This is a genomic window from Dactylosporangium sp. NPDC000555, assembly GCF_040300025.1.
Lineage (GTDB): Bacteria > Actinomycetota > Actinomycetes > Mycobacteriales > Micromonosporaceae > Dactylosporangium.
The window spans coordinates 21,238-39,928 of the sequence record NZ_JBEPDB010000066.1; the positions used below are offsets into that span (position 1 = coordinate 21,238).

The following is an 18,691-nucleotide window of genomic DNA, read 5'->3' on the forward strand; positions in this document are numbered from 1 at the left end:
GGTTCACGAGTACGTGTAGAAGCCCTTGCCGCTCTTGCGCCCGAGGTCGCCAGCGGTGAGCATGCGGGCCAGCAGCTCCGGCGGGAAGAACTTCGAGTCGTCGGTGTCGGCGTGGATGTTCTTGGCGGCGTGGTAGAGCACGTCGACGCCGGTCAGGTCGGTCGTCGCCAGCGGCCCCATCGCGTGACCGAAGCCCAGCTTGCACGCGAGGTCGAGGTCCTCGGCGCTGACCACGCCGCTCTCCACCAGCTTGACGGCCTCGACGACCAGCGCCGCGATGAGCCGCGTGGTGACGAACCCGGCGACGTCGCGGTTGACGACGATGCACGTCTTGCCGATCTCCTCGGCGAAGGCGCGGGCCGTGGCCAGCGCGGCGTCGGAGGTCTTGTACCCCCGGACGAGCTCGCACAGCTTCATGACCGGCACTGGCGAGAAGAAGTGCGTGCCCACGACCTGCTCCGGCCGCTGGGTAGCGGTGGCGATCTGGGTCACCGGGATGGCGGAGGTGTTCGTCGCGAGTACCGCATCCGCCTTGCAGATCTTGTCCAGCGCCCGGAAGACCTCGTGCTTGACCTCCAGCCGCTCGAACACCGCCTCGACGACGATGTCCGCGTCGGCGGCCGCGTCGAGCTCCGTGGTCGGCGTGATCCGCCCGAGCGCCGCGTCGACGTCGGCCGCGGCGATGGTGCCCTTGCTCGCGAACTTCTCGAGGCTGGCGCGGATGCCGGCGAGGCCGCGCCGGACCGCCTCGTCGTTCAGGTCCCGCAGCGTCACCTCCCACCCGGCCTGCGCGGCGACCTGGGCGATCCCAGACCCCATGAGCCCCGCTCCGATGACCGCAAGACGACCCGCCATGCTCGCTCCTCCTTGCCTTCCACTTCGTCGTGAACGCTGTTGACCTTATCCACCCCCGTTGCGTGATCGTCCGGTGGCAGACTGTCAACGTGCCCCTCATGTACCTCGCGGGGTGGGCCGCCTCCGCCGGCGCGCTCGCCTCGCTGTTGCTCATCATCCGCCTGCTGAAGTACGGCGGCGGCCCGCTCCCTCCCCCGCCCCCGGCCGGGGCGGACTACGGCCTGCTGTGCTCGGCGTCGATGGTCGGCGACCTGGCCTTCGCGCGGGAGGTGCGCGACCGCCTCCGCACCAACGGCGTTCGCGCGACCCTGGCCACGGGCCCGGACGGCATGGTGCGCATCCTGGTCTTCGCCGACGAGCTGGACCACGCCCGCCGCCTGATCAGCTCCTGAGGACGGCCGGGCTCCCGCGAGCCGCTCGCGCGACGCGGCGGACGCCGTCAGCCGGTCCCGGCCATCGCCGCGAGGCGACGGGCGAGCAGGGCCGCGGCTTCCCGCAGCTCCGCCGGCTCCAGCACCTCGATCTCGAAGTCCAGCCGGGCCACGTGCGAGGCAAGCCAGTTCAGGTCGTCCCCGCCGACGACGAGCACGCACCACCCGTCCCGGTCGTCCTCGACGCGCCCGACCTGGGGTGGCACCAGCTCCCGGACCCGGTCGGGCGGGGCGTGCACCCGCACCCGGGCGAGATACCGGTACGACGCCTCGGTCACCGACCGCTGCACAAAGGCGACCGGCTCCGGATGCTCCCTCGCCCGGAAACGCCAGGTCGTCGCCGCCACATCGTGCATCCGGTCCAGCCGGAAGGTGCGCCAGTCGTCGCGGTCGACGTCCCGGGCCATCAGATACCAGCGGCGGCCGGTGGTGACCATCCGCACCGGCTCGACCGTGCGCTCGCGCTCACCGCCGTCGCGGCCGGCGTACCGAAACCGCAGCCGCACGGCGTCGCGACAGGCCCGCGCGAGCGTCACCAGCAGCTCCGCGTCGATCTCGACCCCGGGACCGACCAGGGTCTCGGTGGCGCCGTGCACCGCCCGCACCTCGGCGCGCAGCCGGGGCGGCATCACCTGGTCGAGCTTCGCGAGCGCCCGCAGTGCCGCCTCGCCCGCCCCGGCGACCGTGCCCACCGACGCCAGCCGCAGCGAAACCGCCGTCGCGATCGCCTCCTCGTCGTCGAGCAGCAGCGGCGGCAGCCGGGTGCCCGCGCCGAGCTGGTAGCCGCCGCCGACGCCCGCCGTCGCGTGCACGGGATAGCCGAGCGCGCGCAGCCGCTCCACGTCGCGGCGCACCGAGCGGTCGGTGACCCGCAGCTCGGCGGCGAGCTCGGCGGCGGTCCAGGACGGCCGTCGCTGCAGCAGCGCCAGCAGCCGAAGCACGCGCCCGGTCGTCGCCTCGACGCTCACGCGCTCATCGTCGCACAGGGCGCGGAGAATCACGGAACGATTCTGTCCGCTATATGCGGCAGGCTGGGGGCATGACCGACGACGAGCACAGCGCCCGCACCGTCCAGATCACCTTCGACTGCGCCGACCCGGCCCGGATGGCGCGGTTCTGGGCCGAGGCCCTCGGCTACCGGCTGCAGGACCCGCCCGAGGGCTTCGGGTCGTGGGAGCAGGCCCTGGAGGCGATGGGTCTGCCGCCCGAGCGCCACAACGACGCCTCGGCGGTGCTCGACCCCGAGGGCGCCGGGCCCCGGCTGTTCTTCCAGCGGGTGCCGGAGGGCAAGCGGGCCAAGAACCGCGTGCACCTCGATGTGCGAGCCGCCCCCGGGCTCGAGGGCGACGCGCGGATGGCGGCCCTGGAGGCGGAGGCGGAGCGGCTCGTGTCCCACGGCGCCACCCGGCTCGGTCACCACGAGCCCGATCCCCCGCTCGGCGCCGGTCACATCGTGATGGCCGACCCCGAGGGCAACGAGTTCTGTCTCGACTGACCGGGCGGGCGGTGCCGCCCGTCAGAAGTCGAACTGGTCCGGCGGGGCCTCCGCGCGCTCCACCTCGACGCCCAGGGCCCGAAGGTCGGACTCGAAGCTTGGGTAGCCGCGGTCGATGTGGTGCACGTGGCGGATCTCCGTGACGCCGTCCGCGCACAGGCCCGCGATCGCCAGGCCGGCGCCCGCACGGATGTCCGTCGCCGTCACGGGGGCGCCCGAGAGGCGGTTCTTGCCGCGCACCACCGCGTGGTGGCCGTCGGTGCGGATGTCGGCGCCCAGGCGGGACATCTCGTTGATGAACATGAACCGGCCGTCGAAGATGTTCTCGGTCACCAGCGACGAGCCCTCGCTCACCGCCGCCAGGCCGACGGCCATCGGCAGCAGGTCGGTGGCGAAGCCGGGGAACGGCAGGGTCACCACGTCGACGGCCTTCGGGCGGGCCGGCATCACGACGCGGAACGAGTCGGTGGACGTGCTCACCTCGCCGCCCGCCGTCGCCACCTTGTCGAGGGCGATCTCCAGGAACGACGGGTCGATGCCGTGCACGGTGACGTCGCCGCGGGTCATGGCGGCGGCGAAGGCCCACGTGCCGGCCACGATGCGGTCGCCGACGGTGCGGTGCTCGACCGGGCGCAGCTCCGGCACGCCCTGGATGACGAGGCGGGAGGAGCCGGCGCCCTGGATGTCGGCGCCCATGTCGGTGAGCATGCGGCAGATGTCGACGATCTCGGGCTCGCGGGCGGCGTTGTCAATCTCGGTGCGGCCGTTGGCGAGGACGGCGGCCATGAGCAGGTTCTCGGTCGCGCCGACGCTGGGGAAGTCGAGCCAGATCGTGGCGCCGTGCAGCTTGGGCGCGGTGGCGATGACGAAGCCGTGCTCGCCGGAGATGTCGGCGCCCATCCGGCGCAGGCCCTCGACGTGCATGTCCAGGCCCCGGGAGCCGATCGCGTCGCCGCCCGGGTGGGCCACGCGCACGTGGCCGCGGCGGGCCAGCAGCGGGCCCAGGACGCAGATGGAGGCGCGCAGGCGGCGCACCAGGTCGTAGTCGGCCTCGGTGCCGAGCTCGTCGGGCACGTCGATGACGACGCGGTCGCCGTCCAGCTCGACCTCACAGCCCAGGCGCCGCAGCACCTCGGCCATGATGGCGATGTCCGTGATACGCGGCACGTTCGTCAGCACGGTGCGGCCGTTGGCCAGCAGGGCCGCCGCCATGAGCTTCAACGCCGAGTTCTTCGCGCCGACCACGGATACGTCGCCGGCGAGCCGGGCCCCGCCCATCACACGGATCACGTCCACGTCGGCCATCGTAGGGGGATTCCGTACCGTGAAAACCATGGCCATTCACCTCACGCGCATCTACACGAAGACCGGCGACACCGGTACCACAGGACTGGGTGACTTCTCGCGGGTGTCCAAGACAGATCCGCGACTCGTCGCGTACGCCGACGTCGACGAGGCCAACGCCGCGCTCGGCGTAGCGCGGGCGATGGGCGCGCTCGACGAGCGCATCGCGGCGGTGCTGCTGGCTGTGCAGAACGATCTCTTCGACGTCGGCGCCGACCTGTGCAACCCGATCACCGAGAACCCGTCCCACCCGCCGCTCCGGGTCACCGCCGAACAGGTCGAACGGCTGGAGCGCTGGTGTGACGAGTTCAACGAGTCACTGCCCAAGCTGGACTCCTTCATCCTGCCCGGCGGCACTCCAGGCGGGGCGCTGCTGCATGTCGCCCGCACCGTCACCCGGCGGGCCGAGCGCAGCGCGTGGGCGCTGTGGGAGGTCGATGCGGAGCGCACCAACGAGGTGGCGCTGCAATACCTCAACCGCCTGTCGGATCTGCTGTTCATCCTGTGCCGCGCGGCGAACCCGGACGGCGACGTGAAGTGGGTGCCCGGCGGCCGGCCGGTGGACTGAGGCTCAGCTCGCGCGATAGCGGTAGGGGCGCGTCTCCGGGGTCGATTCCCCCGGCGGCGCCGCCTCGACCCAGGACAGGAAGCCGGTCAGCGCCCGCTCCGCCATCGCGATCTCGACGGGCGCGTGCCGGCTGATACAGCGCACGATCACCCAGTCGGGCGGCAGGACGAGCAGCTCGGCCGCGTCCGGCGTGCGGCGGCGGTCGACGGCGAGCCCGCGCCGGGAGAACACCCGGCGCGGGCCCGGCCAGAAGCTGAAAATGCGATACCACCGCAGATCGTCGCCGGTGAACCGGGCCAGCCCGGCCGACCAGCCACGGCCCGGGAGAATGGTGCTCAACCGGACGCCAAGCTCGATGGTGCCGCCCCGGCGGGCGATGACGATGCGGCGCAGGAAGAGCACCGCCAAGGCTGTGAGCAGGATCAGAACGCCGATGCCGATTCCCTCGACGATCCTCACCTCCGCCGCCCGGTCGTCAGTGCGCTGCGGAGGCGGACGAGGCGAGGGCGCAGCTCTCGGCGAGGATCGTCACCCCGGTGCCGGTGACGGAGATGAACCCGCCGGCCACGTCGTAGACGAGCTCCTTGCTGGCCTGCTTGATGCGCACCTGGCCCTGCTCGGCGAGCTGGCCGAGGAGCAGCTCGTGGCCGTAAAGGACGCCGAGATCACCCTCAGTCGTGCGCGCCACGACCATGTCCGCGTCGCCGGACCAGACTTTTTCCTCGACGGCTACGAGTTCGACGTGCAGCTGCCTCGCCACGCTAGTTACTCCTCGTGTGCGCGATTCGGTTTGGCCGAGTCTAGTCAATGATCCGACGCGCCGAGCAGTGGGCCTCACCACGTTGGCTCACCTGGTGAACGGCCGGTGCGGCGGCGCGCCGGGAACTGACCGACGGACACTTCAGAGCGTGACGCACGTCACCGCCTCGCGAAGCGTCTTTGCCAAAATTTCAAGTGATGGAAAGCGAAGTGATAGATAGCAAAAAGGGAAGGCGTGCTCCCCCGCTGGGGGCACGCCTTCCCGACGTACGGCCGGAAAATCAGTCCTTCATGAGCTCGTGCGCGTTGCGCTCGAGGTCCTCGAGACCACCGCACATGAAGAACGCCTGCTCGGGGAAGTGGTCGTACTCACCCTCGCTGATCTTCTTGAACGACTCGATCGTCTCCTTGAGCGGAACGGTCGAACCGGGGACGCTGGTGAACTGCTCGGCGGCGTAGGTGTTCTGCGACAGGAAGCGCTCGATGCGGCGGGCGCGGCCCACCGTCACCTTGTCCTCTTCGGACAGCTCGTCCATGCCCAGGATGGCGATGATGTCCTGCAGGTCCTTGTACTTCTGCAGGATCCGCTGCACCTCGCGGGCGACCGTGTAGTGCTCGATGCCGACGTACTCCGGCGCGAGGATGCGCGAGGAGGACGCCAGCGGGTCGACGGCCGGGTAGATGCCCTTGTCCGAGATCGAACGCTCGAGGTTGGTCGTCGCGTCGAGGTGGGCGAACGTGGTGGCCGGCGCCGGGTCGGTGTAGTCGTCGGCGGGCACGTAGATCGCCTGGAGCGAGGTGATGGCCTTGCCCCGCACGGAGGTGATGCGCTCCTGCAGCTGACCCATCTCGTCGGCCAGGGTCGGCTGGTAACCGACGGCCGAGGGCATGCGGCCCAGCAGCGTCGACACCTCGGAGCCGGCCTGGGTGAACCGGAAGATGTTGTCGATGAAGAGCAGCACCTCCTGGTTCTGCACGTCGCGGAAGTACTCCGCCATGGTCAGCGCGGCCAGCGCGACCCGCAGACGGGTGCCCGGGGGCTCGTCCATCTGGCCGAAGACCAGTGCGGTCTTGTCCAGGACGTTGCCCTCGGCCATCTCCAGGATGAGGTCGTTGCCCTCGCGGGTGCGCTCACCCACGCCGGCGAACACCGAGGTACCACCGAAGTTGCGGGCCACCCGGATGATCATCTCCTGGATGAGCACCGTCTTGCCGACGCCGGCACCGCCGAACAGGCCAATCTTGCCACCGCGCACGTAGGGCGCGAGCAGGTCGAGGACCTTGATGCCGGTCTCCAGCATCTCGGTCTTCGGCTCGAGCTCGGCGAACGCGGGCGCCGGGCGGTGGATCTCCCAGCGCTCCTTGATGTCGAGCTTCGAGGCGTCGGCGTTGAGCACGTCGCCGAGGGCGTTGAACACGTGGCCCTTGGTCACATCGCCGACGGGCACCGAGATGCCCGCGCCGGTGTCGCGCACCTCGGCACCGCGGATCAGGCCGTCGGTGGGCTGCATGGAGATGGCGCGCACCATGTTGTCGCCGAGGTGCTGGGCAACCTCGAGCGTCAGCGTCTTGGTGCCCCCGGACAGGGTCACGTCGACGTGGAGCGCGTTGTAGATGTCGGGCATGGCGTCACGCGGGAACTCGGCGTCGACGACCGGGCCGATGACCCGGACCACGCGGCCGACCGCGGTCTTGGTGTCTGCTGGTGCAGTCATCACACATCACTTCCCGCCGCCGCCAGCGCGTTGGCGCCGCCGACGATCTCACTGATTTCCTGGGTGATCGCCGCCTGCCGCGCGGAGTTCATCTCGCGGGTGTACCGCTTCAGCAGGTCGTCGGCGTTGTCGGAGGCACTCTTCATGGCACGCCGGCGGGCGGCCGACTCGCTGGCCGCGGAGTCCAGCAACGCCGCGAAGATGCGCGTGTTGATGTACTTCGGCAGCAGCGCCTCAAGCAGCTGCTCGGCGTCCGGCTCGAAATCGTAGGCCGGCAGCGGCCCGCTGACCTCCTGCTCCTCAACCTCCAGCGGCGCGACGATCCGCGCGACGGGAGTCTGGGTCATCAGTGAGCGGAACTGCGTGTGGACCATGTAGAGCTCGTCGATGCCGAGCACGCCGTCCGGGCCGGGACCGTCGACCGAGTCGTCGGCGCCGTGGACGAAGGCCTGGATGAGCGTCTCGCCGATCTCCGCCGCGTTCTCATACCGCGGCTGCTCGGAGAAGCCCGTCCAGCTCCCGGCGATCTCGCGACCCCGGAAGCGGTAGTAGGTCACGCCCTTGCGGCCGGCGATGTACAGCGCCACCTGCTTGCCGTCCTGGCGCAGCTTGGAGATCAGCTGCTCCGTGGTGCGGATCGCGTTGGCGTTGTACCCGCCGCACAACCCGCGGTCGCTGGTGACCAGCAGCACGCCGGCCCGGCGGACCGCACTGCGCGGCACCAGCAGGGGGTGGTCGATGTTGGCGCTGCTCGCCAGTGCCGTCAGCACATCCGTGATCGCGTCGGCGTAGGGCAGGGATGCGGCTACCCGCTCCTGCGCCCGGCCGATGCGGCTCGTGGCGACGAGCTCCTGCGCCTTGGTGATCTTCTTGGTCGACTTGACCGTGCGGATCCTCCGGCGCAGTGCCTGTACCTGACCGGCCATGCGTCAGCCCGACTTCCGGACCTGGCGGGTGACGGTCTCGCGAGCCTGCTCACCCTCGATGGCCTTGGCCGGCGCCTCGTTGACGTTGAGCTCGTCGCCCTTGGCCGAGAACACCTGCTTGAAGTTGTTGATCGCGTCGGTCAGGCCGGCGATCGTGTCCTGCTCCAGCTTCTTGCTCTCGGCGATCGCGTCGAGCAGCTCCTTGCGGCTGGAGCGCAGGTGCTGCAGGAACTCGCTCTCGAACCGCCGGATCTCGCCGACCGGGATGCTGTCGAGCTGGCCCGTGGTGCCGGCCCACACCGAGACGACCTCCTCCTCGACCGAGAAGGGCGAATACTGCGGCTGCTTGAGCAGCTCGACCAGGCGAGCGCCCTTCTCCAGCTGCGCGCGGGAGGCCTTGTCCAGGTCGGAGGCGAAGGCGGAGAACGCCTCGAGCTCGCGATACTGCGCCAGGTCGAGCCGCAGCCGGCCGGCGACGTCCTTCATGCCCTTGACCTGGGCCGAGCCGCCGACCCGGGACACCGAGGTGCCGACGTTGATCGCCGGGCGGACGCCCTGGTTGAACAGGTCTGACTCCAGGAAGACCTGGCCGTCGGTGATCGAGATGACGTTGGTCGGGATGTAGGCCGAGATGTCGTTGGCCTTCGTCTCGATGATCGGCAGGCCGGTCATCGAGCCGCCGCCCAGCTCGTTGGAGAGCTTGGCGCAGCGCTCCAGCAGGCGCGAGTGCAAGTAGAAGACGTCGCCCGGGTAGGCCTCGCGGCCCGGCGGGCGGCGCAGCAGCAGCGAGACCGCGCGGTAGGCCTCGGCCTGCTTGGTCAGGTCGTCGAAGACGATCAGGACGTGCTTGCCGCCATACATCCAGTGCTGGCCGATGGCCGAGCCGGCGTAGGGGGCGAGGTACTTGAAGCCGGCCGGGTCGGACGCCGGGGAGGCCACGATCGTCGTGTACTCCATGGCGCCGTGCTCCTCCAGCGTCGCGCGCGTGGCGGCGATCGTGGAGGCCTTCTGACCGATGGCGACGTAGATGCAGCGGACCTGCTTCTTCGGGTCGCCGGACTTCCAGTTGTCCCGCTGGTTGATGATCGTGTCCAGCGCGACCGTGGTCTTGCCGGTCTTGCGGTCACCGATGATCAGCTGGCGCTGGCCCCGGCCGATGGCGGTCATGGCGTCGATCGCCTTGATGCCGGTCTGCAGGGGCTCCTTGACCGGCTGGCGGGCCATGACGTTCGGGGCCTGCAGCTCGAGCTCGCGGAAGCCCTCGTTGGGGATGTCGCCGCGGTCGTCGATGGCCTCACCCAGCGGGTTGACCACGCGGCCCAGGAAGGCGTCGCCGACCGGGACCGAGAGCACGCGGCCGGTCCGCTTGACCTGCTGACCCTCCTCGATGCCCTCGAACTTGCCGAGGACGACGACGCCGATCTCGCGGACGTCGAGGTTGAGCGAGACGCCGAGCGTGCCGTCCTCGAACTCGAGCAGCTCGTTGGCCATGGTCGAGGGCAGCCCCTCGACCTGGGCGATACCGTCGCCGGCGTACGAGACGACGCCGACCTCCTCGCGGGAGATCCGTGAATCAACGGACGAGACGTAGCGCTCGAGTGCGCCCCGAATGTCGTCCGAGGAGATGGTCAGCTCGGCCATCCTCAACCTTCTATCTGGAGTAACAAGCTTCGGGGTAATTACTTCGCGAGCGCCGTCTTCGCCTCGGTGAGGCGGCGGGCGACCGTGCCGTCGTAGAGGTCTGCGCCGACCTTGACCCGCACGCCTCCGATGATGCGCGGATCGACGTCAACCTTGAGGGAGACATCCCGACCGTACAGCGCGGCAAGACGGTCGGCCAGGCGCTGCTCCTCCGCGTCGCTCAGCGCGACGGCGGTGGTCACGTAGGCGACCGACCGGTCCCGCTTCGCGGCGGCCAGCTCGACGAGGCGGTTCAGCGAGCTGTCGAACCCGCGGCCGCCGAACCCGGCGAGCGCGAGCTGCGCGAGGCTGACCGTCGCCGGCTTCGCCTTGCCCGTGAGCAGATCGCGGACCAGCTCGGTCCGCGAGGCAATCGGCGCGGTGGAGTCGCTCAGCGCGCCGGCGAGCCGGCCGTCGCCCGCGACGATCTGGCTGAAGCGGAAGAGCTCGTCCTCCACGTCGGCCAGCTCCCCGCCGCGATCGGCCGCGGCCAGCAGGGCGTCCACGCCGAGCCGCTCGGCGCCGTCCAGCAGCGCGCCCGGCCCGGACCAGCGCCCGGACACCAGCGCGGCCAGCAGCTCGACGGTGTCGTCGCCGACCTTGCCCGACAGGATCGAGCTGATCAGCCCGGCCCGCTCCTCGGCGGGGCGGGCCGGGTCGGCCAGCGCGCGACGCAGCCGGGGCTCCCGCCGCAGCAGATCGGCCACCGCGAGGATCTCGTCGGCGACCTTGGCGATCCGCTGCACGTCAGCGCTCGCCGAGAACTCGGCGAGCTTGTCGGCGGCGGCCCCGTAGGCCTCGCGGTTGGTGGTGTCCATCAACGCCGCCCGGCGGCGCCGGCCACGTCGCCGTCGCCGATCTCCTGGAGGAACCGCTCGACCGTGCCACGGCGGCGGGCCTCTTCCTCGAGGGACTCGCCGACGATCCGGCCGGCCAGGTCGACCGCGAGCGAGCCGATCTCCGTCCGCAGCTGGCGGACGATGGTCTGCCGCTCGGTCTGCAGCGCGTCCCGGCCCGCCGCGATGATGCGGTCGCTCTCCTCGCGGGCCTTGGCGAGGATGTCCTCGCGGATGCCCGTCGCGTCGGCGCGCGCCTCGTCACGGATCCGGGCCGCCTCGGTGCGGGCCTCCGCCAGCTGCTCCTTGTACCGCTCGAGCAGTTGGTTGGCCTCGGCCTGCGCCTCCTCGGCGCGCTTGATGCCGCCCTCGATCGCCTCCACCCGCGCGCGGAAGGTCTCCTCCATGCGCGGGAAGACGAACTTCATGAGCACGAAGCAGAGCAGAGCGAAGGCGATCGTCCCGACGATGATCTCAGGCACGTGCGGGAAGATGACGCTGCCGCCGCCCTCTTCCTCTGCGGCAAAGTAGTTGATCATGATGCGCTCCTCCTGTCCGGTCGCGTGGTGATTACCAGCGAAGAACTAGCTGAGGGCGAACGCGAGCACGAGGCCGAAGAGCGCGAGCGCCTCGACAACGGCGAAGCCGAAGATCAGCCAGGTGCGGTTGAAGCCGGCCGACTCGGGCTGACGGGCACTGGCCTGGATGTATGCGGCGAAGATGATACCGACGCCGATCGCGGGGCCGATGGCGGCGAGGCCGTAACCGATCACCGAGACGTTGCCGTTGATCACGGCGAGAACGCTGTCCATCTGTTGGTTCCTCCTGAGGTTCGCGCGTGACTTTCACGCGTGACGAGGGGGTGGAGCGGAATTGCGGAAGTAGAAGTGAACGAGAGGCTCTTGGTTTCAGTGCTCGTCGGCGAGCGCGCCCTGGACGTAGCTGGCGGTCAGCATCGTAAGGACGTACGCCTGCAGGACGATGACCATGAGCTCGAAGAACGTCATCACGATGGCCATCAGGAAGGACGTCACCGATAGGCCCTGGATGAAGATGTTGCTGCTGTTCAGCATCGCCACGCCGCCGAGGGTGAAGACCAGCAGCATGAGGTGGCCGGCGAACATGTTCGCGAAGAGACGGACCGCCAGCGTGACGGGGCGCATGATGAAGGTCGAGATCAACTCGATGGGCGTGACGAGGAAGTAGATCGGCCACGGGATGCCGGGCACGAAGAGGTTCGTCTTGAAGTACTTCACGAACCCGTGCTTGCGGATGCCGACCACGATGAACAGCACGTAGCTGATGACGCCCAGCACGACCGGGAAGGCTATGTGCGCGTTCGGCGAGATCTGGAAGAACGGGATGATCGCGAACGCGTTGGTCATCGCGACGAAGCAGAACAGCGTGGCGAGGTAGGGCGCGAAGCGGACTCCCTCATGCCCGATGACGTCCTTGGCGACGCTGTTGCGGACGAACCCGTAGAGCGACTCGGCCAGCCACTGCTTCTTGGTCGGAACCACCTTCGGGTTCCGGTAGGAGACCAGGAAGTACACGATGATGACCGCGACCGCCAGCCAGACCATGAATGTGATCTTGGTGAAGGCAAGGCCCCACTCCGAACCCCGCAGCGACGGAATCCAGCTCTGGAAGTCGAAATCCTTGACGCCGGGAGGGAACCCCTCGGCCAGGAATGTCGGCTGTTGACCCACCGAACCACCCTTCACTGCGTTATCCGAACCGCTTGACGACCAGGTATAGCGCCGCGCAGATACCGACGATCATGCCTACGAGCAGACCGAGATGACGGGGGATGTCGAGCCACCGGTCCAGCGCGTAGCCGATACCGCCCCAGGCGATGACGCCGCCGAGGAGCGTGCCAAGAGCAGTCCAGCCCGCATTGGCGCCGGAGTCCGGTCGCTGAGGGGGCTGCTTGTCCGCCATGACGCCGTGACGATATCAGCCTGGGAATTCCAGCATTAACTCGACCCCCGCGTGCTCGACGCGCGGGGGTTCAGTCGTCTTCGGGCCATCAACCGGCGGCCGTAGACGTTACTACGCCCCCGGCCCGCCAAGCGTCAACTTCCCGACTGACGCATGGGTGAATGCGGCGGCGGCACCCCACAATGCCGCCCGCCGAAGGACGGCCGGCTACGGCTGGACGTAGGGGATCTTGGCGCGCAGGATCCAGTACAACTGCGCGCCGGTCCACACGATCGTCGCCACGATCACGGTCACGCCCATCACCCGCAGCCCGGCCCAGCCCGTCTCGCTGACCCGGTACATGGCCAGGCCGAACACCGCGAACTTGAGCGCGTACGTGAGCAGGACGACGGGCAGCAGGAGGTTTCGGGCCACCGCGTCGACCCAGGCGACGACCAGGCTGGACACCAGGTAGCTGAGCACCACCAGGGCGACGCCCGCGACCGCGCCGAGCGCGGCCGTGCCGTCGCCGATCGGCCAGGCGACCGCCACGGCGACCACCAGCAGCACGGCGGACGCGACGAGAGCCGTCGGCAGGTGGTGCAGGCGCTGGGTCACAAGGGAGCAGGATACGCCGGTAACTCCGCACCAGGGCGGCGACCTGCTCCGAGACGTCCTCGCCACGCACCGCGACCCCGATCGGCGCGGCGATCTCGCGCATCCGCGACTGAGTCATGAGTGAATGTTGCGCACGGTCACTCCCGGGCGGTTAGCTGAGTATCCAGCATTAACGATGCGTATAGGAGCGGCTACCTTGCGCAACGCCGTCGTCGCCTTCTTCCTGATCGTCGCCGTGGTCGTGGTCACGAAGACCGGCCGCGACGAGACACCTCGCCGGACCAGCGGCACCGCCGCGCTGATGTGTTCCGTATCACCGCAGCGCGTCACGGGCGGTAACGGAAAGCTCGCCGCCGGGGCGCAGTTCCGCTGCGACTCCCCCGGCCCCGACCACCTCACGCTGATCGTCCGGCTGCAGCGCAGCACGGACGGAGGCTGGGTCAACGTGGCCGAGCAGGCGTTCACGGCAACGAAGGGCGAGACGTCGCACTCCGTGGCGGCGGCACAGCGCACACGGCAGGTCAGCGCACCCTGCCACGCCGGGGTCTACCGCACCCAGGCGGCCTGGTCGGTCAACGGCGGCCACACCAACACGGCACTGGGATCCGAACGGCGCAATCCCTGCGGGTAGAGATCTCGACGTACGGAAAGGCGATCATGGCGAGGGATACGCGGGGAACGCGGCGGTCAGCTCCCGCACTTGCTCGCCGACCGCCTCGCCGCGCACGGCGCCGGCGATCAGGGCCGCGATGCGCCGCATCTCGGGCTCCTTCATGCCCTGCGTGGTCACCGACGGGGTGCCGACGCGGATGCCCGACGCGGTCATCGGCTTCTCCGGGTCGTACGGGATGGCGTTCTTGTTCAGCGTGATCCCCGAGGCGTCGCAGCGCTCCTCGGCCTCGCGCCCGGTGATCCGCAGGGCCCGCAGGTCGATCAGGGCCAGGTGGGTGTCGGTGCCGCCGGAGACCGGCCGCATGCCCTCGCTCTCCAGGCCCTCGGCGAGCGCCCTCGCGTTGGCCACCACCTGGCGGGCGTAGTCGGCGTACGCGGGCTGCGCCGCCTCCTGCAGCGCGACCGCCTTCGCGGCGACGGCGTGCATGAGCGGGCCGCCCTGCGTGAACGGGAACACCGCCTTATCGATGCGCTGCGCGAGGCCCTCCCGGCACAGGATCATCCCGCCGCGCGGGCCGCGCAGCACCTTGTGCGTGGTCGCGCAGACCACGTCGGCGTGCGGCACCGGCGACGGGATCGCCCCGCCCGCGACGAGCCCGATGAAGTGCGCCGCGTCGACCAGCAGATAGGCGCCGACCTCGTCGGCGATCTCGCGGAACCGGGCGAAGTCGATCAGCCGCGGATACGCCGTCGCCCCGCAGATGATCATCTTGGGCCGGTGCGCCAGGGCCAGCGCGCGCACCTCGTCGAAGTCGATGAGCTCGTCCTCCTTGCGCACCGGGTAGCCGACCGTGTTGAACCACTTGCCGGAGAAGTTGACCTTGCTGCCGTGCGTGAGGTGCCCGCCGTGCGGCAACTCCATGGCCAGCACCGTGTCGCCGGGCATGAGCAGCGCGGCGTACGCGGCCAGGTTGGCGCTCGCCCCGCTGTGCGGCTGCAGGTTGGCGTGCTCGGCGCCGAAGAGCGACTTGGCCCGCTCGATGCCCAGGGACTCGGCCCGGTCCACCTCGGCGCAGCCGCCGTAGTACCGCCGGCCGGGATAGCCCTCCGCGTACTTGTTCGTGAGGGTCGAGCCCAGCACCGCGAGCACGGCCGGCGAGGTGAGGTTCTCGCTCGCGATCAGCTGCAGTCCGGCGCGCAGGCGCCGAAGCTCGGCGAGGACGACGTCGGCGATCTCCGGGTCGGTGGCCTGGAGCGCGTCGAAGTCGGGTCCCCAGTACGTGTCGCCCATGAAATGAGTCTAGGGTCCGATTGCGCAGGGTAAGCATGAACTCATGCGATGTCTGGTGACCGGCGCGACCGGATACGTCGGCGGACGCCTGGTCCCCCGCCTGCTGGCGGCCGGCCACGAGGTGCGCTGCCTGACCCGCGACCCGCGCCGGTTGCGTGACGTGCCGTGGGCGCCGAAGGTCGAGATCGCCGAGGGCGACGTGGCCGAGGACGCCGGGCTCGCCGAGGCCATGCGCGGCATCGAGGTGGCGTACTACCTCGTGCACGCCCTGGGCCGCGACGCCTTCGAGGACGTCGACCGGCTCAGCGCGCTGAACTTCGCCATCGCCTGCGAGGCGGCGGGCGTCGAGCGCATCGTGTATCTCGGCGGCCCCGTGCCATCGTCCGGGAAGGCCTCCGCGCACCTGCGCTCGCGCGGCGAGGTCGGCGACATCTTCCTGCGCTGCGCGGTGCCGGCCGTCGTCTTGCGGGCCGCGGTCATCATCGGGTCGGGGTCCGCGTCGTTCGAGATGCTGCGGTACCTCACCGAGCGCCTGCCGGTGATGGTGACGCCGGCGTGGGTGGGCAACCGGATTCAGCCCATTGCCATCCGGGATGTGCTGCGCTACCTGGTCGCCGCGGCCACGGTCTTCCCGCCACCGGTCAACCGGGCCTTCGACATCGGCGGGCCGGACGTGCTCAGCTATGCCGAGCTCATGCAGCGGTACGCCAGGATCGCCGAGCTGCCGCGCAGGATCCTCGTGCCGGTGCGCGCGCTCACACCATGGCTGTCGTCGCACTGGGTGGGCCTGGTGACGCCGGTGCCGAACCGGATCGCGCGCCCGCTCGTCGGCAGCCTCATCCACGAGGCGGTCTGCCATGAGCACGACATCGCCGAGTACGTTCCCGACCCGCACGACGGCCTGACCGGCTTCGACACCGCCGTGACGCTCGCGCTGCGCCGCATCCGCGACGCCGAGGTCGAGACCCGGTGGGCCAACGCCGCCCTGGCCGGCGCGCCCAGCGACCCGCTCCCGACCGACCCGTCGTGGTCCGGCGGCACCGTGTACCGCGACGAGCGCGCCCGCGCCGTCTCCGCCCCGCCGGACCGGCTCTGGCGGGTCATCGAGGCGATCGGCGGCGAGAACGGCTGGCACTCGTTCCCGCTCGCGTGGTCGGTCCGCGGCTGGCTGGACCGCCTGGCCGGCGGCGTGGGGCTGAGCCGGGGCCGCCGCCACCCGCAGCGCCTGTACGTCGGCGAGGCCCTCGACTTCTGGCGGGTCGAGGAGATCGTGCCCGGCTCGCTGCTGCGCCTGCGCGCGGAGATGCGGCTGCCGGGCCGCGCGTGGCTGGAGATGCGCGCCCGCGAGGACGGGCGCGGCGGGGCCGTCTACGAGCAGCGGGCGGTGTTCCTGCCCCACGGCCTGGCCGGCCACGCGTACTGGTGGGCGGTGGCCCCGTTCCACGCGTTCGTGTTCGGCGGGATGGCGCGCAACATCGCCCGCTCCGCGCAACGCTGAGGGGCCCCGGGCGCGATCAGGCGGCGAACAGCGCCTCGGCCAGCGGCTTCGTGGTGGCGTGGATCTCGTCGGCGACGCGGCTGAAGTACGCGTCCGGGCGGCCCCACGGGTCGTCCAGCTCGTCCGACGGCACCGGGGGCCGCCCCGCCCGCGCCGCGTCGGCCGCCTCGACCAGGGCGACGCCTCGCTCGTACACGTCGTGGTCCCGCGGCGGCTCGGCGCCGCGGATGAGCCGGCCGAACTCGCCGAAGACGAACGTGCGCGGGGCCGCGTCCGGGCGCAGCGCGGTGACGAAGTCGACCTGCTCGATGGTCGCGGTCAGGATCAGGTCCGAGGCGTCGACGTGCTCGGCGAGGAGCCGGCGCGCCCGGAAGCCGGACACGTCGCCACCTCGGTTGAGGACCTGCTTCGCGGCCTGCGGATCCATCGGCGCGCCGGCGTGCCAGCCGCCGGTGCCGGCGCCGTGGACATACAGCCGGTCGGAGTCACCGCCCAGCGCCAGCGCGTCGGCGACCAGCAGCCGCTCGGCCATCGGCGACCGGCAGATGTTGCCCATGCAGACGCACAGGACGCTGAACGGCGCCATCAGGGCTCGAGCTCGATGAGGTCCGGCACGACCTCGCGCAGCTTCTCGATCGGGATCGCGCCGGTGCGCAGCACGCGGTGCTCGTTGCCGACGACCGAGATGATCGTGCTGGCCACGGGCTCCGGGCAGGGACCGCCCTCCAGGTAGGCGCTCACCGAGTAGCCGAGCTGCTCGCGCGCCTCGGCGGCGGTCTCGGCCGGCGGCTGGCCGTGCTTGTTCGCCGAGGACACCGCCATCGGGCCCGTCTCGCGCAGGACCTCCAGGGCGATCGGGTGCAGCGGCATGCGCACCGCCACGGTGCCGTCGGTGCTGCCCAGGTCCCACTGCAGGCTCGGGGCGTGCTCGACCACGATCGTCAGGGCGCCCGGCCAGAACGCGTCGACCAGGTCGCGCGCCGCCTGCGGCAGTCCGAAGACCAGCCCGTCGAGCGTGTGCCGCGAGCCGACGAGCACCGGAACCGGCGTCGTTCGCCCCTTGGCGTTGTTGAGCGCCGTCACCGCCCAGGACTTGAACGCGTCCGCGCCGATGCCGTACACCGTGTCGGTCGGCATCACGATCAGGTCCCCGCGGCCGACGGCCTCGATCGCAGCGGCGATGCCGCGCTCGCGCTCCGCGAGCCGGCTGCAGTCGTAGAGCATCACGAGGAGCTAGTCTGCCACTCGCCTCGCGGTGGTGAAGCGCGGGCGGCCGGCCAGGTCGCGATGATCCTCGACCTCGTCGAAGAGCGAGGTGGCGCGCAGCAGGGACGGCAGCGACCCGCCCTGGGTGTCGTCGTGCTCGATGCCCAGCCGACCGCCGGGTCGCAGGAGGCGTGCCGCCGTGCGGGCGATCGCCGGCATCAGCGCCAGGCCGTCGTCGCCGGCGAAGACCGCCTCGTGCGGATCGTGCTCCGCCACCTCGACGTCGACCCTCGTCGCCTCGGGGACGTAGGGCGGGTTGCAGAGCACCAGATCCACCGTGCCGGACAAATCGGAAAGGACCGATCCGTCGGTCACGTCGGCCTCGACGACCCGGACCCGCGGTGCCAGCCGGGAGACGTTCTCGCGCAGCCAGGGCAGCGCCCGCTCGGAGCGCTCCACGCAGTACACCTGCGCCTCGGGACGCCGCGTGGCGACGGCCAGTGCGATGGCCCCCGAGCCGGAACACAGGTCGACGACGCGCCGGGCCCCGTCCCAGCAGCCCGGGCGCGCCAGCGCCCACTCCACCAGTAGCTCGGTCTCGAACCTGGGGATGAACACGCCCGGGCCGACGGCCAGGTCCAGGCCGTAGAACGGGGCCGTGCCGGTCAGGTGCTGCAGCGGCACCCGCGCCGCGCGGCGGGCCACCAGCCGGTCGAACTCCTCGGCCTGCGCGCCGGTGACGGCGGCGGTCAGCAGGCGGGAGCGGGGCACGTCCAGCACGTGGGCGGCCAGCAGCTCGGCGTCGACGCGCGGGGAGGCCACACCGGCGCGGGCCAGGGTCGCGGCGGCCGTGGTGATCAACTCCGAAAGCTTGGGCAACCGGTGTTCCGGCGTGTCATCTTCGACTCGGTGCACCCCATAATCATGAGGCGCGCCG

General features: G+C 70.7%; 23 protein-coding genes. 5 read left to right on the forward strand and 18 right to left on the reverse strand.

The genetic code is table 11. From position 1 onward, the window contains the following. Positions 1–3: 3 nt before the first annotated feature. On the reverse strand, positions 4–855 hold the full coding sequence (locus ABT297_RS30950) for a 3-hydroxyacyl-CoA dehydrogenase family protein (RefSeq protein WP_350555931.1): 852 nt from the start codon (positions 853–855) through the stop codon (positions 4–6). A gap of 89 nt (positions 856–944) precedes the next feature. Here ABT297_RS30950 and ABT297_RS30955 point away from each other — a divergent pair, with 89 nt between their 5' ends. After that, positions 945–1,247, forward strand: coding sequence for a hypothetical protein (locus ABT297_RS30955; RefSeq protein WP_350555932.1), 303 nt, complete (start codon positions 945–947; stop codon positions 1,245–1,247). A gap of 47 nt (positions 1,248–1,294) precedes the next feature. Here the strand turns inward: ABT297_RS30955 and ABT297_RS30960 are convergent, their stop codons facing one another. Continuing rightward, a complete protein-coding gene (locus ABT297_RS30960) occupies positions 1,295–2,254 on the reverse strand; it encodes a helix-turn-helix transcriptional regulator (protein WP_350555933.1) in 960 nt (319 codons plus the stop codon). 71 nt (positions 2,255–2,325) lie between these two features. Between ABT297_RS30960 and ABT297_RS30965 the strand changes: the two genes are divergently transcribed. Further along, positions 2,326–2,781 carry a VOC family protein gene (locus tag ABT297_RS30965; protein ID WP_350555934.1) on the forward strand — a complete coding sequence of 152 codons (456 nt, stop codon included), beginning with the start codon at positions 2,326–2,328 and terminating at the stop codon, positions 2,779–2,781. A gap of 21 nt (positions 2,782–2,802) precedes the next feature. Here the strand turns inward: ABT297_RS30965 and murA are convergent, their stop codons facing one another. Beyond that, positions 2,803–4,086, reverse strand: coding sequence for a UDP-N-acetylglucosamine 1-carboxyvinyltransferase (gene murA / locus ABT297_RS30970; RefSeq protein ID WP_350555935.1), 1,284 nt, complete (start codon positions 4,084–4,086; stop codon positions 2,803–2,805). Positions 4,087–4,114: 28 nt separating this feature from the next. On the opposite strand from murA, the gene ABT297_RS30975 reads away from it, so the two are divergent. After that, a complete protein-coding gene (locus ABT297_RS30975) occupies positions 4,115–4,693 on the forward strand; it encodes a cob(I)yrinic acid a,c-diamide adenosyltransferase (RefSeq protein WP_350555936.1) in 579 nt (192 codons plus the stop codon). A 3-nt stretch (positions 4,694–4,696) separates the two neighbouring features. Here the strand turns inward: ABT297_RS30975 and ABT297_RS30980 are convergent, their stop codons facing one another. The 11 genes from ABT297_RS30980 to ABT297_RS31030 form a co-directional block, all read right to left on the reverse strand. Beyond that, positions 4,697–5,152 (reverse strand): DUF2550 domain-containing protein, encoded by a 456-nt coding sequence (locus ABT297_RS30980; protein ID WP_350555937.1) that lies wholly within the window; start codon positions 5,150–5,152, stop codon positions 4,697–4,699. Positions 5,153–5,168: 16 nt separating this feature from the next. Continuing rightward, positions 5,169–5,453, reverse strand: coding sequence for a F0F1 ATP synthase subunit epsilon (locus tag ABT297_RS30985; protein WP_350555938.1), 285 nt, complete (start codon positions 5,451–5,453; stop codon positions 5,169–5,171). A 280-nt stretch (positions 5,454–5,733) separates the two neighbouring features. Further along, positions 5,734–7,167: a F0F1 ATP synthase subunit beta gene (gene atpD, locus ABT297_RS30990; RefSeq protein WP_350555939.1), complete on the reverse strand. Its 1,434-nt coding sequence runs from the start codon at positions 7,165–7,167 to the stop codon at positions 5,734–5,736. Beyond that, positions 7,167–8,093 carry a F0F1 ATP synthase subunit gamma gene (locus tag ABT297_RS30995; protein ID WP_350555940.1) on the reverse strand — a complete coding sequence of 309 codons (927 nt, stop codon included), beginning with the start codon at positions 8,091–8,093 and terminating at the stop codon, positions 7,167–7,169. Before ABT297_RS30995 ends, atpD begins: the two co-directional genes overlap by 1 nt. A 3-nt stretch (positions 8,094–8,096) precedes the next feature. Beyond that, a complete protein-coding gene (atpA, locus tag ABT297_RS31000; RefSeq protein WP_350555941.1) occupies positions 8,097–9,734 on the reverse strand; it encodes a F0F1 ATP synthase subunit alpha in 1,638 nt (545 codons plus the stop codon). A 38-nt stretch (positions 9,735–9,772) separates the two neighbouring features. After that, positions 9,773–10,594 carry a F0F1 ATP synthase subunit delta gene (locus ABT297_RS31005; RefSeq protein ID WP_350555942.1) on the reverse strand — a complete coding sequence of 274 codons (822 nt, stop codon included), beginning with the start codon at positions 10,592–10,594 and terminating at the stop codon, positions 9,773–9,775. Then, the gene (locus ABT297_RS31010) at positions 10,591–11,148 is read right to left on the reverse strand and encodes a F0F1 ATP synthase subunit B (RefSeq protein WP_350555943.1); all 558 of its coding nucleotides are present in this window, start codon (positions 11,146–11,148) and stop codon (positions 10,591–10,593) included. Before ABT297_RS31010 ends, ABT297_RS31005 begins: the two co-directional genes overlap by 4 nt. Before the next feature lie 45 nt (positions 11,149–11,193). Next, a complete protein-coding gene (atpE, locus tag ABT297_RS31015) occupies positions 11,194–11,421 on the reverse strand; it encodes an ATP synthase F0 subunit C (protein ID WP_350555944.1) in 228 nt (75 codons plus the stop codon). Between the two features lie 96 nt (positions 11,422–11,517). Then, positions 11,518–12,318, reverse strand: a complete 801-nt coding sequence (gene atpB, locus ABT297_RS31020) for a F0F1 ATP synthase subunit A (RefSeq protein WP_502885675.1) — start codon at positions 12,316–12,318, stop codon at positions 11,518–11,520. Between the two features lie 19 nt (positions 12,319–12,337). After that, positions 12,338–12,550 (reverse strand): AtpZ/AtpI family protein, encoded by a 213-nt coding sequence (locus ABT297_RS31025; RefSeq protein ID WP_350555945.1) that lies wholly within the window; start codon positions 12,548–12,550, stop codon positions 12,338–12,340. A 207-nt stretch (positions 12,551–12,757) separates the two neighbouring features. Continuing rightward, positions 12,758–13,147, reverse strand: a complete 390-nt coding sequence (locus ABT297_RS31030) for a Cg1360 family ATP-synthase-associated protein (RefSeq protein WP_350555946.1) — start codon at positions 13,145–13,147, stop codon at positions 12,758–12,760. Positions 13,148–13,343: 196 nt separating this feature from the next. On the opposite strand from ABT297_RS31030, the gene ABT297_RS31035 reads away from it, so the two are divergent. Next, a complete protein-coding gene (locus ABT297_RS31035; RefSeq protein WP_350555947.1) occupies positions 13,344–13,778 on the forward strand; it encodes a hypothetical protein in 435 nt (144 codons plus the stop codon). A gap of 24 nt (positions 13,779–13,802) precedes the next feature. Here the strand turns inward: ABT297_RS31035 and glyA are convergent, their stop codons facing one another. After that, complete coding sequence (gene glyA / locus ABT297_RS31040; protein WP_350555948.1) at positions 13,803–15,050, reverse strand: serine hydroxymethyltransferase; 1,248 nt, start codon at positions 15,048–15,050, stop codon at positions 13,803–13,805. A 43-nt stretch (positions 15,051–15,093) separates the two neighbouring features. Between glyA and ABT297_RS31045 the strand changes: the two genes are divergently transcribed. Beyond that, positions 15,094–16,548, forward strand: coding sequence for an SDR family oxidoreductase (locus ABT297_RS31045; protein ID WP_350555949.1), 1,455 nt, complete (start codon positions 15,094–15,096; stop codon positions 16,546–16,548). Positions 16,549–16,564: 16 nt separating this feature from the next. On the opposite strand, the gene ABT297_RS31050 is transcribed toward ABT297_RS31045, so the two are convergent. From ABT297_RS31050 to prmC, 3 genes are read right to left on the reverse strand one after another with little or no spacing between them, the layout of a single operon-like run. Continuing rightward, positions 16,565–17,134: an arsenate reductase/protein-tyrosine-phosphatase family protein gene (locus ABT297_RS31050; RefSeq protein ID WP_350555950.1), complete on the reverse strand. Its 570-nt coding sequence runs from the start codon at positions 17,132–17,134 to the stop codon at positions 16,565–16,567. Beyond that, complete coding sequence (locus tag ABT297_RS31055) at positions 17,134–17,772, reverse strand: L-threonylcarbamoyladenylate synthase (RefSeq protein ID WP_350555965.1); 639 nt, start codon at positions 17,770–17,772, stop codon at positions 17,134–17,136. Before ABT297_RS31055 ends, ABT297_RS31050 begins: the two co-directional genes overlap by 1 nt. 9 nt (positions 17,773–17,781) lie before the next feature. After that, positions 17,782–18,615, reverse strand: coding sequence for a peptide chain release factor N(5)-glutamine methyltransferase (gene prmC, locus ABT297_RS31060; protein WP_350555951.1), 834 nt, complete (start codon positions 18,613–18,615; stop codon positions 17,782–17,784). Positions 18,616–18,691 lie beyond the last annotated feature (76 nt).

Excerpts from the sequence above, each read along its gene's own strand:
- ABT297_RS30950 (WP_350555931.1), bottom strand. The coding sequence starts at position 855 with ATGGCGGGTCGTCTTGCGGTCATCGGAGCGGGGCTCATGGGGTCTGGG.
- ABT297_RS30965 (WP_350555934.1), top strand. The coding sequence starts at position 2,326 with ATGACCGACGACGAGCACAGCGCCCGCACCGTCCAGATCACCTTCGAC.
- murA (WP_350555935.1), bottom strand. The coding sequence starts at position 4,086 with ATGGCCGACGTGGACGTGATCCGTGTGATGGGCGGGGCCCGGCTCGCC.
- ABT297_RS30975 (WP_350555936.1), top strand. The coding sequence starts at position 4,115 with ATGGCCATTCACCTCACGCGCATCTACACGAAGACCGGCGACACCGGT.
- atpD (WP_350555939.1), bottom strand. The coding sequence starts at position 7,167 with ATGACTGCACCAGCAGACACCAAGACCGCGGTCGGCCGCGTGGTCCGG.
- ABT297_RS30995 (WP_350555940.1), bottom strand. The coding sequence starts at position 8,093 with ATGGCCGGTCAGGTACAGGCACTGCGCCGGAGGATCCGCACGGTCAAG.
- atpA (WP_350555941.1), bottom strand. The coding sequence starts at position 9,734 with ATGGCCGAGCTGACCATCTCCTCGGACGACATTCGGGGCGCACTCGAG.
- ABT297_RS31010 (WP_350555943.1), bottom strand. The coding sequence starts at position 11,148 with ATGATCAACTACTTTGCCGCAGAGGAAGAGGGCGGCGGCAGCGTCATC.
- atpE (WP_350555944.1), bottom strand. The coding sequence starts at position 11,421 with ATGGACAGCGTTCTCGCCGTGATCAACGGCAACGTCTCGGTGATCGGT.
- ABT297_RS31025 (WP_350555945.1), bottom strand. The coding sequence starts at position 12,550 with ATGGCGGACAAGCAGCCCCCTCAGCGACCGGACTCCGGCGCCAATGCG.
- glyA (WP_350555948.1), bottom strand. The coding sequence starts at position 15,050 with ATGGGCGACACGTACTGGGGACCCGACTTCGACGCGCTCCAGGCCACC.
- ABT297_RS31045 (WP_350555949.1), top strand. The coding sequence starts at position 15,094 with ATGCGATGTCTGGTGACCGGCGCGACCGGATACGTCGGCGGACGCCTG.
- ABT297_RS31050 (WP_350555950.1), bottom strand. The coding sequence starts at position 17,134 with ATGGCGCCGTTCAGCGTCCTGTGCGTCTGCATGGGCAACATCTGCCGG.
- ABT297_RS31055 (WP_350555965.1), bottom strand. The coding sequence starts at position 17,772 with ATGCTCTACGACTGCAGCCGGCTCGCGGAGCGCGAGCGCGGCATCGCC.